Consider the following 14,392-nt stretch of genomic DNA (forward strand, 5'->3'; position numbering starts at 1 on the left):
GTACGGCGCCGAGGCGGACCGGTCAGTCGTTGTTGACGGCCGACGGGGTCGTCTTGGCGATCTGCATCAGGAACTCGGCGTTCGACTTCGTCTGCTTCATCTTGTCGAGCAGCAGCTCGATGGCCTGCTGCGAGTCGAGCGCGTGCAGCACCCGGCGCAGCTTCCAGACGATGCTCAGCTCCTCGCTGTTGAGGAGGATCTCCTCCTTGCGGGTGCCCGACGGGTCGACGTCGACGGCCGGGAAGATGCGCTTGTCGGCGAGCTTCCGGTCGAGCTTGAGCTCCATGTTGCCGGTGCCCTTGAACTCCTCGAAGATCACCTCGTCCATGCGCGAGCCGGTCTCGACGAGCGCGGTGGCCAGGATGGTCAGCGAGCCGCCGTCCTCGATGTTGCGCGCGGCACCGAAGAAGCGCTTCGGCGGGTACAGCGCGGTCGAGTCGACACCACCGGACAGGATGCGGCCGGAGGCGGGCGCCGCGAGGTTGTACGCGCGGCCCAGACGGGTGATGGAGTCCAGCAGGACGACCACGTCGTGACCCAGCTCGACGAGGCGCTTGGCGCGCTCGATGGCCAGCTCGGCGACGGTGGTGTGGTCCTCGGCCGGGCGGTCGAAGGTCGAGGAGATGACCTCGCCCTTGACCGACCGCTGCATGTCGGTGACCTCTTCCGGACGCTCGTCGACCAGGACGACCATCAGGTGGCACTCGGGGTTGTTGGTGGTGATCGCGTTGGCGATCGCCTGCATGATCATGGTCTTGCCGGTCTTCGGCGGGGCCACGATCAGGCCTCGCTGGCCCTTGCCGATCGGCGACACGAGGTCGATGATGCGGGTGGTCAGCACGCCCGGGTCGGTCTCCAGACGGAGCCGGTCCTGCGGGTAGAGCGGGGTGAGCTTGTTGAACTCCGGGCGGCCGCGGCCCGATTCGGGCGCCATGCCGTTGACGGAGTCCAGGCGCACCAGGGCGTTGAACTTCTCGCGGCGCTCGCCGTCCTTGGGCTGGCGCACGGCACCGGTGACGTGGTCGCCCTTGCGCAGGCCGTTCTTGCGGACCTGGGCGAGGGAGACGTACACGTCGTTCGGGCCGGGCAGGTAGCCGGAGGTCCGGATGAACGCGTAGTTGTCGAGGATGTCGAGGATGCCCGCGACGGGGATCAGCACGTCGTCGTCGGCGACCTGCGGCTCCGCCGGGCCGAACTCCTCGCGCCCGCGACGCCCGCGGCGGTCGCGGTAGCGGCCGCGCCGGCCGCGGCGGCCGCCCTCGTCGTCGAAGTCGTCCTGCGGACCGTTGTCACGCTGCTGCTGCCCCTGGCCCTGACCGCGGCCGCCGCCCTGCTGCTGGCGGTCCTGACGGTCCTGGCGGCCCTGGCGGTCGCCGCCCTGGCCGCTCTGGCCGGCCTGGCCACCCTGGCCGCCCTGGGCCTGGTCGTCGCCCTTGCGGTCGCGGCGGTCGCGCTGGCGGTCCCCGCGCTCGCCCCGCTCACCGCGGTCGCGGCGGTCGCGGCGGGTACGGGCCTCGCCGGTCTCCGCAGGGGCGGAAACGGCGGTGGCGGCCTCGGCCTTGGCCTCGGGCTGGGCCACGACGGCGGCCTCGGTCTTGGGCTCGACGACCGTGGTGGCCGCGGCGGCCGCGGACTCCGGGCTGCCGACGGGCGCGGTGGCGCGCCGGCGGCGGCGCTCGCCGGCCGGGGCCTCGTCCGCCCCGCGCTCGGCCTCGCCGGTGCGGGAGGCGCCCCCGGCCGGCTGGCCGGGGATGTCGATCTGCTGCTGGGCGACGGCGGCCGGCTTCTCGGCGGCGGGCGCCTCGGCGGACTCGCCCGTACGGGCCTTGCTGGTGGCGCGTCGCTTCGGCTTGGCCTCGGCGGTGGCGGCGGAGTCCGCGGCCTTCGGGGCGCTGCCGCCACCGGCCTGCGCCTCCTTGATGACCTCGATCAGCTGGCTCTTGCGCATGCGCGCGGTGCCCCTGATACCGAGGCCGGACGCGACCTGCTGCAGCTCGGCGAGAACCATGCCCTCGAGGCCGGTGCCGGAACGGCGGCGCTTGGGTGCGGCGGCGCCCGCAGCGGGGGCGCTGGTGTCGACAGAGGTGTCGGCAACGCCCATCAGATCGGTGGTGTCGCTCACGAAGGGTCCTTCCCTGGAGCGGACGTCGGCCTGTCTGGCTCGGCGACCGGTTGTGCTGTCCGACCTCGGTCCTAGGTGTGGACCGTGCCGGGGCGGTGGTCCGCCGGATATGTGCAATACGGCGGAAAAATACGTGCATGGGTTCCGGCGCGAAGCCCCCAGCTCAAGAAGCGTGGGAATGTGACACGCCGATTCCGGAGCGTGCTCGAAACTGCCTGGCAGCGATCAAAGCAGTTGGGGAGGCTCCCGGAAGAAGGGTGGTCCCTGATGGGGACACTGAGCATCAAGCCCTTGCGGCTTCTGATGCGTACTTGAGGTTAACACTACCGGATCCAACAGACATTCCCCCTCTCACTCACCGGCAATCGCGCGCTTCCGCGCGGGCGGCCTGCCCGGCCGCCCGTTCCCGGACGGCTCAGCCGCCCTGGGTTCCCAGCGGAAGCACGCTGGCGCCCGCGGCGTCGAGTGCGAGCCGGTTGGCCGCCCATCCCTCGCCCGCGAGCTGCGCGACCTTGTCGGCCGCACCGTTGTCGACCAGCGCGAGGACCGTGGGTCCCGCGCCGGAGATGACCGCGGGCACTCCGTCCGCCCGCAGTCGGTTCACAAGTGCCACGCTCTCGGGCATGGCCGGAGAGCGGTATTCCTGGTGCAGCCGGTCCTCGGTGGCGGGCAGCAGCAGCTCCGGGCGCCTGGTCAGGGCCTCCACGAGCAGGGCCGCGCGGCCCGCGTTGACGGCCGCGTCCACGTGCGGGACCGTACGCGGCAGCAGGCCGCGCGCGGTCTCGGTGAGCACGGGCCGCGAGGGGACGAAGACCACCGGAACGATGGAATCCGCCGGCTCCATCCGGATCGCCTTGGCGCTGCCGCCGTCCATCCAGGCGAGCGTGAACCCGCCGAGGAGACAGGCGGCGACGTTGTCGGGGTGTCCCTCGATCTCGGTGGCCAGCTCCAGCAGCGCGGCGTCGTCGAGCTTGGCCTCGCCGCCTATGGTCACGGCGCGGGCGGCCACGATGCCGGCGCAGATCGCGGCGGAGGAGGAACCCAGGCCCCGGCCGTGCGGGATGCGGTTGGCGCAGACGACCTCCAGGCCGCGCGGCTGTCCGCCCAGCAGGTCGAAGGCGGTGCGCATGGAACGTACGAGGAGGTGGCTCTCGTCGCGCGGCAGGGTGTCGGCGCCCTCGCCCGCGATGTCGATGTTCAGGCCGGAATCGGCCACCCGGACGACCACGTCGTCGTAGAGCCCCAGGGCCAGGCCCAGGGCGTCGAAGCCCGGGCCGAGGTTGGCACTGCTGGCGGGGACGCGCACCCGTACGGCGGCGGCGCGGAACGCTGGACCGGCCATCGCTCGATGACACTCCTTGTGACTGTGCGAGATCTTCGCTGGGAGATCTTTCGCTGCGAATGTACTGGAGAACGTACGACACCCGAAGGCCCACGGGGCAGCACCGCGTCATGCTGCGCGGTGGTGGGTGTAAGTACAGCGTATCGAAGGAAGGTTCTGTCGCGACATAGGGCGCACAGGAGGCGCACGATGCGTGTCGCGGGGCCCGCACCCGCTTTTGTCGTCGTACGGGCCGAGTTGCCGGGTTCCGGAGGGCGTCCGGAACCCGGCGGCGGCTACGTCGTCACACCAGGCCGAGGCGTACGGCGGCGGCCTCGGCGTCCACCGGAACGGTGACCGGCTGCGGAGCGCCGGCGATCGCCCAGTCGGGGTCCTTCAGGCCGTTGCCGGTGACGGTGCACACGATCGTCTGGCCCGGGTCGACCAGGCCGAGCTCGGCGGCCTTGAGCAGACCGGCGACGGAGGCGGCCGAGGCGGGCTCGACGAAGACGCCCTCCTGGGAGGCCAACAGGCGGTAGGCGGCCAGGATCTGGCGGTCCGTCACCTCGTCGATGAAGCCGCCCGACTCGTCCCGGGCCGCGAGCGCGTGGTCCCAGGAGGCCGGGTTGCCGATCCGGATCGCGGTGGCGATGGTGTGCGGCTCCTTGACGACCTCGCCGCGCACGATGGGCGCGGAGCCGGAGGCCTGGAAACCCCAGACGCGGGGGGTGCGGGAGGCAAGGCCGTCGGCCTTGTACTCCTTGAACCCCTTCCAGTACGCGGTGATGTTGCCCGCGTTGCCGACCGGGAGCACGTGAATGTCCGGCGCGTCGCCGAGCGCGTCGACGATCTCGAACGCGGCCGTCTTCTGGCCCTCGATACGGACCGGGTTCACCGAATTGACCAGCGCCACCGGGTAGTTGTCGGAGAGCGCGCGGGCCAGGTTCAGGCAGTCGTCGAAGTTGCCGTCCACCTGGAGGATCTTGGCGCCGTGGACGAGGGCCTGGCCCATCTTGCCCAGCGCGATCTTCCCCTGCGGGACCAGCACGGCGGAGACCATGCCGGCGCGCACCGCGTAGGCGGCGGCGGAGGCGGAGGTGTTGCCGGTGGAGGCGCAGATGACCGCCTTGGCGCCCTCCTCCTTGGCCCGGGTGATCGCCATGGTCATGCCGCGGTCCTTGAAGGACCCGGTGGGGTTCGCGCCCTCGACCTTGAGGTGCACCTCGCAGCCCGTGCGCTCGGACAGGACCTGCGCCGGCACGAGCGGCGTACCGCCCTCGCGGAGCGTGACCACGGGGGTCGTGTCCGTGACCGGCAGGCGGTCCCGGTACTCCTCGATGATGCCGCGCCACTGGTGGGTGCGATTCGTGGTCATGGGTCCTTACTCCCCTTCAACACGCATGATGCTGGCGACACCGCGGACGGTGTCGAGCTTCCGCAGGGCCTCGACGGTGCCGGAGAGGGCGGCGTCGGGGGCGCGGTGGGTGACGACGACGAGGGAGGCCTCGCCGTCCTTGCCCTGCTGCCGGACGGTGTCGATGGAGACGCCGTGCTCGGCGAAGGTGGTCGCGACCTGGGCGAGCACGCCCGGCTTGTCGGCCACATCGAGGGAGATGTGGTACCGCGTCACGACGTCGCCCATGGGGCTGACCGGCAGCTGGGTGTACGCCGACTCGCCGGGCCCCGTTGCCTCGGCGAGCTTGTTGCGGCAGACGGCGACGAGGTCGCCGAGGACCGCGGAGGCGGTCGGCGAGCCGCCCGCGCCCGGGCCGTAGAACATGAGCCGCCCGGCGGCCTCCGCCTCGACGAAGACGGCGTTGTACGCCTCGCGGACCGATGCCAGCGGGTGGCTGAGCGGGATCATCGCGGGGTGCACGCGGGCGGTGACGGACTGGCCGTCGGCGGCGCGCTCGAGGATGGCCAGGAGCTTGATGGTGCAGCCCATGCGCTTGGCGGAGGCGAAGTCGGCCGCGCTGACCTCGGTCATGCCCTCGCGGTAGACGTCGTCGAGGCGGACCCGGGTGTGGAAGGCGATGCCGGCCAGGATCGCGGCCTTGGCGGCGGCGTCGTAGCCCTCGACGTCGGCGGTGGGGTCGGCCTCGGCGTACCCCAGGGCGGTGGCCTCGTCGAGCGCCTCCTGGTAGCCGGCGCCGGTGGAGTCCATCTTGTCGAGGATGAAGTTCGTCGTGCCGTTGACGATGCCCATCACCCGGTTGATCTTGTCGCCGGCGAGGGACTCGCGCAGCGGGCGGACCAGCGGGATGGCGCCGGCCACGGCGGCCTCGTAGTAGAGGTCCAGGCCGTGCTGCTCGGCCGCGGCGTGCAGTGCGGCGCCGTCCTGGGCGAGCAGCGCCTTGTTGGCCGAGACGACGGAGATGCCGTGCTCGAAGGCGGTGGTGATGAGGGTGCGGGCGGGCTCGATGCCGCCGATCACCTCGATGGCGACGTCGATGTCACCGCGTTTGAGCAGGGCGGTCGCGTCGGTGGTGATCAGGGCGGGGTCGATGCCCTCGCGGACCTTGGAGGGCCGCCGGACGGCGACGCCCGCCAGTTCGACGGGCGCCCCGATCCTGGCTGTGAGGTCGTCGGCGTGCGTCGTCATGATGCGCGCCACCTCTGAGCCGACCACTCCACAGCCCAGCAGCGCCACCTTCAGAGGACGCGAACGCATCATTCGACCTAAGCCTTTCGATCTTACGAATCAGCCCCGGGCCGCGGAATTGCGGTCCGGGTGTGAACCAGTCTCACTCACTGGACACCAGTTTCCACCCTCGGTCCATGGAGTGAGACGGCAATTTCATCATCCGAGGTCGAGTCGCAGGAGATCTTCCTCCGTCTCGCGCCGGACGACGACACGGGCCGCACCGTCGCGCACGGCCACGACGGGCGGGCGCAGCGCGTGGTTGTAGTTACTGGCCATGGAGCGGCAATACGCGCCGGTGGCCGGTACGGCGATCAGGTCACCGGGAGCGAGGTCCGCGGGCAGGAATGCGTCGCGTACGACGATGTCACCGCTCTCGCAGTGCTTGCCGACGACGCGGGAAAGCATCGGTTCGGCGTCGGAACGGCGCGAAACGAGCGCGACGCTGTATTCGGCGTCGTAGAGCGCGGTGCGGATGTTGTCCGACATTCCGCCGTCGACGCTGACGTACGTCCGCAGGCCCTCCAGCGGCTTGACAGTGCCGACCTCGTAGAGGGTGAAGGCGGTGGGGCCGACGATGGCGCGGCCGGGCTCGACGGAGATGCGCGGCGCCCGCAGCCCGGCGCTCTCGCACTCGCGGGCGACGATCTCGGTGAGCGCCTTGGCGATCTCGTGGGGCTCGCGGGGGTCGTCGTCGGAGGTGTAGGCGATGCCGAGGCCGCCGCCGAGGTCGATCTCGGGGAGCTCGACGCCGTGCTCGTCGCGTACGGCGGCCAGCAGCTGCACGACGCGCTTGGCGGAGACCTCGAAGCCGGCCATGTCGAAGATCTGCGAGCCGATGTGGGAGTGGATGCCGATCAGTTCGAGGCTGTCGTGGCCGAGCGCGCGGCGTACGGCCTCGGCGGCGGCGCCGCCCGCGACGGCGATGCCGAACTTCTGGTCCTCGTGGGCGGTGGCGATGAACTCGTGGGTGTGGGCCTCGACGCCGACGGTGACGCGGATCTGCACGCGCTGGCGGACCCCGAGCTCGGCGGCGATGTGGGCGACGCGGGCGATCTCCTCGAAGGAGTCGAGCACGATACGGCCCACGCCGGACTCGATGGCGCGGCGGATCTCGGCGCCGGACTTGTTGTTCCCGTGGAACGCGATGCGGTCGGCGGGCATCTCGGCGGCGAGGGCCGTGGTCAGTTCCCCGCCGGAGCACACGTCGAGATTGAGTCCTTCCTCCTTCAGCCACCGCACGATGGCCTTGGAGAGGAACGCCTTTCCGGCGTAGAAGACGTCGGCGTCCTTTCCGAAGGCGTTCGCCCAGGCCCGGCAGCGCTGCCGGAAGTCCTCTTCGTCGAGCAGATAGGCAGGGGTCCCGAATTCCTCGGCGAGCCGCGTGACCTCGATCCCGCCGACGCTGACCACGCCGTCGTCGCCGCGCCGGACGGTGCGCGCCCAGACCTTCTCGTCGAGGAGGTTGAGGTCGGCGGGCGGCGGCGAGTAGTGGCCCTCGGGGAGATCGGCGGCGTGGCGGGGCCCGGCGGGGTGTGCGGAACGACTCATGACATCTCTCTTACTGGTTCAGAGGTACTCGGGTGCGCCGATACCAAGCAGGGCCAGGCCGCCGGCCAGCACCGTCCCGGCGGCTTCGGCAAGGGCCAGCCGGGCGCGGTGGGCGGCCGAGGGTTTCTCGTCGCCGAGGGGCAGCACGTGGTGCTGGAAGTCGAGGAGCGCGTCGGCGACGAGGACGAGGTGGCGGGCGAGCTGCTCGGGGGCCCGGTGGTGGGCGGCGGTCTCCAGGACGAGCGGATACTCGCCGAGCAGCCGCAGCAGCTCGCGGGAGCCCGGGGACGCGGGCACCTCCCCGCACTCGGCCTCGACGTCGAGCAGCGGGCCGTTGCGCAGGAGCGCACGGGCCCGGGAATGGGCGTACCGCACGCGGAAGAGATCGTTGCTCTCGTCCTGGAGCAGCAGTCGCGCCGACAGGACGGGAGTCTCCCTGGCGGGCACGGTGAGCATCCCCCACCGCGCGCCGTCCGCCCCGAACCGCGCGAAGACGTCCCCGTCCCCCCGCGCCACGGGGGCGACGGTCAGCGGTCCGGGCCCGTCCGCGTCCCCCTGGGACCGCACGAGCCGCACCACGGCCTCGCGCACGACGCGCGACCGCGGCTCGACACCCTCGTCCCACCGGAAGGCCTCCACGGGAACGCCCCCAGCCCCGTACCCACACCCATACCCGTACCCGTACCGGAGCCCCTGCTCCAGCACGTCCCGTACGAGGTCCCCGCACCCGCCGCTCGCGAGCTCGAAGTTGAGGAACCCGGCGCCGGTGATCTCCACGGCCCGGATCCCGGGCTCCGCGCCGAGCCGCCGGGCCAGCACCCGCGCCACGTCGGCGGGCGCGCGGTCGCCCCCCTTGGCGAGCTGGAACGCGACGGGGCTGGCGTACTCCCCCACCCCGCCGGGCCGGCTCCGCTCCACGACGACGCGCGCGGGCACCTCGGCGACCAGCTCCCCGTCCTCGACGGCGCGGCGCACGGCGCGCACGACGGTACGGGAGAGATCGGCGGGGGTCACGGGACCAGCCTAGGGGAGGAGGTCCCCCCGAACGCGAACCGGTTTCGCCATGTGAACACCGTCCTTGCGCTCCATGAGCCGCCGGACGAGCCGGACGAGCTCGGCGGGCTCGAAGGGCTTGGCGAGGAAGGCGTCGACACCGGCCGCGATCCCGGTCTCCACCTCGTGCTGCGTACAGGCGCTGACGATGGCCACGGGCAGATGCCGGGTCCGCGGATCGGATCGCAGCCGCTCGGCGGTCCCGAACCCGTCAAGGCGCGGCATGACCACATCAAGGGTGATCACGTCGGGGTTCACGTGGTGAACGATGTCCAGGCACTCGGCACCATCGTTCGCGGTCACGACCTCGAAGCCCTCCAGCTCGAGATTGACCCTGATCAGCTGCCGGATGACCTTGTTGTCGTCGACAACAAGCACCCGGCCCGAGACGCCTGGCACAACTCGAGAGTAGGTCCGCCGCGGCCCCCGCGTCCGGGTTTTTGCCACTTCCACCCCCTCCGGGCGACCCACCCCCTCCTTCCCCCGCAAACCGGTTCCTGATCACCCCGTGGAAGCTGGTAGTGTTCAACCCGTCGCCGCACAGCGAACGACACGCCCCCGTAGCTCAGGGGATAGAGCAACGGCCTCCGGAGCCGTGTGCGCAGGTTCGAATCCTGCCGGGGGCACTCTGACAGAACTGCGTTTTCGCAGGTCAGCGTGCCTTTAAGCCCGCCCCTCTAAGGGGGCGGGCTTTTTTGCCGTATACATCGCGACATACGGCTCTCGGTCGTCGCCCCGCCGAAACCTGCTCTCCCTCCGGGCCATACCCCACGAGGTACCAGTAGCTGACCGTCAGGTCGCCCCGCGCCAGGGGCGGGGTGCTCCCGGCCTGCCGTGGGTCGGATGATGTTCGCCGGGGCCTGGCGGGCCCCGGCGAACCGGTTCACTCGGCCTGTGTGGAGAGGCTCACGCCGGTGAAGTCCTGCGCGGCGGCGAGGCTGAAGTAGACCCAGCCCGAGGGCGGGTTGTCGATCGTCAGGGTCTCGCCGTTCCCGGCGTTGGTCGACTTCGCCTGGTAGCTGCCGGTGGTGGCCCAGCTGCCGCCGCCGTAGTACAGGTCGGCGTTGCCGGTGCCGCCACTGCTGGTGATGGTCAGCCGCTTGACGCCGGTCGGCAGGTACACGAAGTGGTAGCTGTAGTCGCCGGCGGCGGCGGCGAGGCCGTCCCGGCGGCAGTTCTGGTCGAACTGGCGCGGGTCGCCGAGGGTGCAGAGCGGCGCGGGTGTCGTGGTCAGGGCGTCGGGGAGCGGCCCGCAGCCGTCGGTCGCACAGGTGGTCGTCAGCCAGGTCGCGAAGTCCGCGTCGTACGTGGTGCCGATGGTCTGCTTCAGGAAGCCGCGGGCTCCGGCCCAGTCACCGGTGCGGTACTTGCCGAGCACGGTCTGTACGTCGGCGGGGTGCTTCTGGAGCATGTAGCGGACGGCGAGCCAGCCCCAGCGGTAGACCCGGTCCGAGTTGACCTGGGGGTCCTCGTCCTGGCCGTAGACGGTGTCGAAGAGCTCGCTGAGCCGGTACGTCTGCTTGCCGGCCTCGGCGATGGCGGCGGTGTTGCGCTCGCCCAGGTAGCCGTACGAGATGTTCTCGGCGATGCCCTCGACCCACCAGATGGTCGGCGTGGTCATGCCCGCCTCGAAGTCGCCGTACATGTTGTAGCGGCCGTCGAGGTAGTGCGTGTACTCGTGGTTGAGGTTCCAGATCTGGAAGTCCGGGCGCAGCCAGCTGGCCTCGTGGGCGATGAAGCGGGCCTGGTTGCCGGGGACGGCCGGGTTGCCCTCCTCGTACATGCCGCCGTTGTCGACGTCGATGTCGTAGATGGCCCAGGCGTACAGCGCGTACTGGGTGTAGTCGTCGAAGGCGACGACGTCCAGGTCCGTGTTCACGTCGTCGGGGACCGGACCGTCGTCGCCGATGATCCGGTGGAAGTACGCGTCCTGCTCGGCCAGGCTCGTGCAGGTGCTCGCCAGCTGGCCGGGCGACATGTCCTGGGCGCGGATCTTCAGGCCCGGGGTGCACGTGTGCTGGAGGGGAAGGATCGCGGGGAGCACGCGCTGCCCCAGGTCGCAGATGGCGTAGGCCGCGCAGTTGCCCCGGTCGTACTGGCGGGTGGCCCAGCCCAGGTTCATGGTGAGCGGCGCGGTGGGACCGACGTTCGGGTACCGGTTGATCAGGTCCCTCAGCAGCGGCCGGACCCGCTCCCTGAGCTCGGGGACGTCGAGGGCGTGGCCCAGGAAGCGGCCGACGTTGCTCACCACGTCCAGGCGGTTCAGCTGCCCGCCGTTGCGGGTGACGAAGCCGGCCCAGGTGTCGAGGATGGCGGGGTCCGCCTTGAGGGCGGCCCGCCAGCCGCGCTCGTCGTTCCTGGCCTTGAAGGCGTTCCCGACGACCCACTCGACGTGTTGCATGGCGAGGTTCATCTGGCCGGGCCAGGTGCCGTCGTAGGCGCCGAGCAGCCACTTCACGACACCGGCGTACCGGCCCGCCTCGTGGGTGCTGTCGATCAGCGTGACGACCTCGTTGAGGATCGCGCCGTTGGCGTCGGTGATGTCCTTGCTGCGCGGGGAGGCGAAGAACGCGTCGAGCGCGCCGCGTGCCGCGCCCGCCAGCGCCGGGCCGTAGTCCCCGACGGCGTCCGCGTTGTTGTCCTGCACGTAGTAGCCGGCGCGCAGGAACATCACCAACTGGCCGGTGGAGGAACGGTTGTCGCCCGCGTACGCGGCGGAGTCGGCGCGCAGCGCGTTGGCGACGGTCACCATCTGCGCCTCGCGGAAGGTCTTCCGCGCGTTCTCCCCGGTGAGGCTGAACAACGGGTAGGTGCAGGTGATCTGGGGGAGATCCTTGAGCTGCTGGACCAGCGCGCCGCCCGTGGCGTTGATGACGCCGGAGAGGTCACCGCACCCGTCCGCGGCGGCGAGCGGGGACTGCTCGGCCGTCTTGGCGGTCTTGGCGGTGGTGGGCGCGGCCGCCGGACCGGACTCCTCGGTGCCGTCCTGCGAGGAGAGGCGGAAGCGGGGGTTCTCGCTGATGGCGTGGGGTGACTTCGGGACCGGGATCGCCCGCGGCCCCGAGACCGCGGTATCGCGCGGGCCGCCGGCCGGGGCCGCCGCGCCGACCGGGGCGGCCTGGCTCTGCTGCGTCAAGAGGCCGAGGGCCAGGAAGGCGGCCGCGCCGAGCACGGGAAGTCTTCGTGCGCGGGTCCGCGATATTCGGGAGGGGTGCATCTGTGGGGGCCTCCAGGGCCGTTGGGGCCTCGTGCGGGGAAACACGGGCTGCCGACATGTGACGTGTAAAATTTCACATGTCGCATTGCTCTGGAAGGGTTCTGACCGAATCCAACGGCCAGCGCGGAAAAAAGATGCGGACCCCGTATCGGGCTGATCACGCCGCACAGAACAACCGACGCAACCCGCCACAGGCTCTACCAGGCGGCTCGAGAGCCGCCGCCTCGTCTGCACCACGAACGCGACCGAGTCCGTGAACGCGGGGTCCGGCGGGCGGTCAAGGCCCGCGGGCACTTCCCGAACGAGACGAGACCGCCGCTCTGAAGTGCGTCTACATGGCGATCACGTCGCTGGACCCCACCGGCCGGGGTCAGGCCCGCTGGACCATGCGCTGGAAGACCGCGCCGAGACCGAGCCCCTGGCATGGCGTCAACTGGACTGCTGAACTGGCAAAACGCCGGAAGGGCCGACGGCCTCCGGACGTGAGGGTGGGCCTCGTCCAACGTGGGCAGAGGGGTGTGGGCACGTTCAACGTGAGCCCGGTCGAGGACCGTGGTGCCGGTGTCTGCGTCCTGAACGCGGACTGAGCACCAGGGCGTGCCCCTCACTGTACGGCGGGCGCCCGGACCGCCAGCGGTTCCCCGGCCGGGAGGCGGAGGGGCGGGCGGCCGTCGAGCCCGAGGACGACGGCCAGGCCGCCGGTCGGCTGCGGCTCGGTGCGGACGGCGCGGACGGTGTGCCAGGCGTCCCCTACGCGAACGGACTGCCCGGCGCGGACGGCGATGGCCGCGACCTGCCGGGTCGCGGGCGCCGGGTCGAGGGCCGGGGCCTTGAGCTCGGACCATACGGTCTTGCCGATCCCGCCGGGGCGCGGGCCGACGCCCCAGCGCAGGCTCAGCGCCTCCACGACCCAGAGGCCGCGTCCCTCGGGCTCGTCGGCGCCGGGCCGCCGGACCTCGGGCCGCCCGGCCCCGGCGTCGCTCACCTCAAGGCGGAGGGTGCCGTCGGAGGTGGAGTACGCGATCCGTACGCCGACCTGGCGGTCGCTGGGGGCGCGTACGCGCAGGGCGTTGGTGACGAGCTCGGAGAGGACGAGCTCGGCGGTGTGGCGGAGCTCCTCCCCGGCTCCCCAGTCGGCGAGGACGGCATGGAGCGCGGAACGTGCGCGGGGGACGCTGCGGGGGCGGCGGGAGAGGCGGAACGAGACGTCGATGAGCGTGGTCAACATGCACTCCCGTAAGAGTCGCGAGCAGCCGGCTCCTGCCGGCTCCATGCCTGGAAGCATGGCGGCGAGCGCACGTAACTGGCAACGTTGCAGATCGATATGAAGGCTACTTTCACCAATTCGAGTTAGCATCACGCCTCAAGTCACCGGATCTGGTAAAGGTGTCGGCATGACGACGCACATCGCACCCGCGAGCCCGTCAACCGTTCTCGGCCGCCAGCTCGGGGACGAGTTGCGGCGCCTGCGCGAAGATGCCGGCCTGACCACCGCCGATGCAGCCGATGCCCTCGACTGCACCAAGGGCAAGATCAGCCGGATCGAGAACGGCAGGGTGACCGTACGCCTGCCGGATCTCGTCGCCATGCTGCACGCCTACGACGTGACCGACGCATCCGTACGCTCCCGCCTCAGTGCCCTGGCCAAGAAGGCCAATCGCCGCCGCAGGGAGGGCTGGTGGAACCAGTACGGTGCGGTTCTCGCCGATGCGTACCGCGACTACATCGCCCTGGAGGCGATCGCTGGCTCCATCCGCACGTTCCAAGCCCAACTGGTGCCTGGGCTGCTCCAAACACCGGAGTACATCCGCGCTGTGACAGTCGCCTCACGGCAATGGCAGACGGGCGACGAGATCGAGCAGTTCGTCCAGGTGCGACTGGCCCGCCAGGAGCGACTGAACGGAGAAGCCCCGATCCAGCTCTGGGCTGTGCTCTCGGAAGCCGTGCTACTTCAACAGGTGGGCGGCAGCGCGATCATGCACGCGCAACTGGAACACCTACTGGCCGCCACCGAGCTCCCCAATGTCACCATCCAGGTCCTGCCGTTCTCTCGCGGAGCCCATGCGAGTATGTTCGGCCCATACGTAGTGCTGGGGTTCCGCGAGGAGGGGGCACTCGACGTAGTGCTGACGGACAACCCGACCGGATCCATCTGGCTGGAGCGAGAGGCGGAGGTCTCCCGATACCGAGACCTGTTCGACGCCGCACGCACGTCGGCCCTGTCACCCGTTGAGTCCCGCACTCTCATTCAGCGCAGGGCCAAGGAGCACAGACCATGACCACTGAACGCCACACGATGCCGGACCTGACGGCCGCGAGGTGGCGAAGCAGCACATTCAGCGGTGGCAACAACGAGTGCGTCGAGGTCGCCGACAACGTCCCCGGCGCCGTCCCCGTCCGGGACAGCAAGCGGCCCGCCGGCCCCGTGATCGCCTTCGCACCCCACGCCTGGCAGGCGTTCATCACTCACCTCAGCTGAGGCCCCCG

The 14,392-nt window shown here is 70.9% G+C and carries 11 protein-coding genes, 1 tRNA gene and 1 pseudogene; 4 read left to right on the plus strand and 9 right to left on the minus strand.

Features of this window, described 5'->3' with window-relative positions:
* Positions 1–22: 22 nt before the first annotated feature.
* The 7 genes from rho to ACIPXB_RS27765 all read right to left on the minus strand — a co-directional run bounded on the left by rho (position 23) and on the right by ACIPXB_RS27765 (position 9,135).
* Positions 23–2,122, minus strand: a complete 2,100-nt coding sequence (rho, locus tag ACIPXB_RS27735; protein WP_401454149.1) for a transcription termination factor Rho — start codon at positions 2,120–2,122, stop codon at positions 23–25.
* Between the two features lie 415 nt (positions 2,123–2,537).
* Positions 2,538–3,464, minus strand: a complete 927-nt coding sequence (gene thrB, locus ACIPXB_RS27740) for a homoserine kinase (RefSeq protein WP_401454150.1) — start codon at positions 3,462–3,464, stop codon at positions 2,538–2,540.
* 283 nt (positions 3,465–3,747) lie between these two features.
* Positions 3,748–4,818, minus strand: coding sequence for a threonine synthase (thrC, locus tag ACIPXB_RS27745; RefSeq protein ID WP_401454152.1), 1,071 nt, complete (start codon positions 4,816–4,818; stop codon positions 3,748–3,750).
* Between the two features lie 6 nt (positions 4,819–4,824).
* Positions 4,825–6,114 carry a homoserine dehydrogenase gene (locus ACIPXB_RS27750; protein ID WP_401454154.1) on the minus strand — a complete coding sequence of 430 codons (1,290 nt, stop codon included), beginning with the start codon at positions 6,112–6,114 and terminating at the stop codon, positions 4,825–4,827.
* Between the two features lie 129 nt (positions 6,115–6,243).
* Complete coding sequence (gene lysA, locus ACIPXB_RS27755; protein WP_401454155.1) at positions 6,244–7,635, minus strand: diaminopimelate decarboxylase; 1,392 nt, start codon at positions 7,633–7,635, stop codon at positions 6,244–6,246.
* Between the two features lie 18 nt (positions 7,636–7,653).
* A complete protein-coding gene (gene nrtL, locus ACIPXB_RS27760) occupies positions 7,654–8,649 on the minus strand; it encodes an ArgS-related anticodon-binding protein NrtL (protein ID WP_401454157.1) in 996 nt (331 codons plus the stop codon).
* Positions 8,650–8,658: 9 nt separating this feature from the next.
* On the minus strand, positions 8,659–9,135 hold the full coding sequence (locus ACIPXB_RS27765) for a response regulator (protein WP_401454283.1): 477 nt from the start codon (positions 9,133–9,135) through the stop codon (positions 8,659–8,661).
* Positions 9,136–9,242: 107 nt separating this feature from the next.
* On the opposite strand from ACIPXB_RS27765, the gene ACIPXB_RS27770 reads away from it, so the two are divergent.
* A tRNA-Arg gene (locus ACIPXB_RS27770) sits at positions 9,243–9,314 on the plus strand.
* Positions 9,315–9,571: 257 nt separating this feature from the next.
* Here the strand turns inward: ACIPXB_RS27770 and ACIPXB_RS27775 are convergent.
* Entirely contained in the window at positions 9,572–11,860 is a 2,289-nt protein-coding gene (locus ACIPXB_RS27775; RefSeq protein ID WP_401454158.1) for a collagenase, read from the minus strand.
* Between the two features lie 253 nt (positions 11,861–12,113).
* Here ACIPXB_RS27775 and ACIPXB_RS27780 point away from each other — a divergent pair.
* Positions 12,114–12,309, plus strand: a pseudogene (locus tag ACIPXB_RS27780) (transposase); the annotation flags it as partial.
* Positions 12,310–12,509: 200 nt separating this feature from the next.
* On the opposite strand, the gene ACIPXB_RS27785 reads toward ACIPXB_RS27780, so the two are convergent.
* Positions 12,510–13,133: an ATP-binding protein gene (locus tag ACIPXB_RS27785; protein ID WP_401454160.1), complete on the minus strand. Its 624-nt coding sequence runs from the start codon at positions 13,131–13,133 to the stop codon at positions 12,510–12,512.
* A 166-nt stretch (positions 13,134–13,299) separates the two neighbouring features.
* On the opposite strand from ACIPXB_RS27785, the gene ACIPXB_RS27790 reads away from it, so the two are divergent.
* Together ACIPXB_RS27790 and ACIPXB_RS27795 are read left to right on the plus strand one after the other, a co-directional pair.
* Complete coding sequence (locus ACIPXB_RS27790) at positions 13,300–14,184, plus strand: helix-turn-helix domain-containing protein (RefSeq protein ID WP_401454162.1); 885 nt, start codon at positions 13,300–13,302, stop codon at positions 14,182–14,184.
* Positions 14,181–14,384, plus strand: coding sequence for a DUF397 domain-containing protein (locus ACIPXB_RS27795; protein WP_401454164.1), 204 nt, complete (start codon positions 14,181–14,183; stop codon positions 14,382–14,384). Before ACIPXB_RS27790 ends, ACIPXB_RS27795 begins: the two co-directional genes overlap by 4 nt.
* Positions 14,385–14,392: the final 8 nt, after the last annotated feature.

The organism is Streptomyces sp. NPDC090022, assembly GCF_044748145.1.
Classification (GTDB): domain Bacteria; phylum Actinomycetota; class Actinomycetes; order Streptomycetales; family Streptomycetaceae; genus Streptomyces.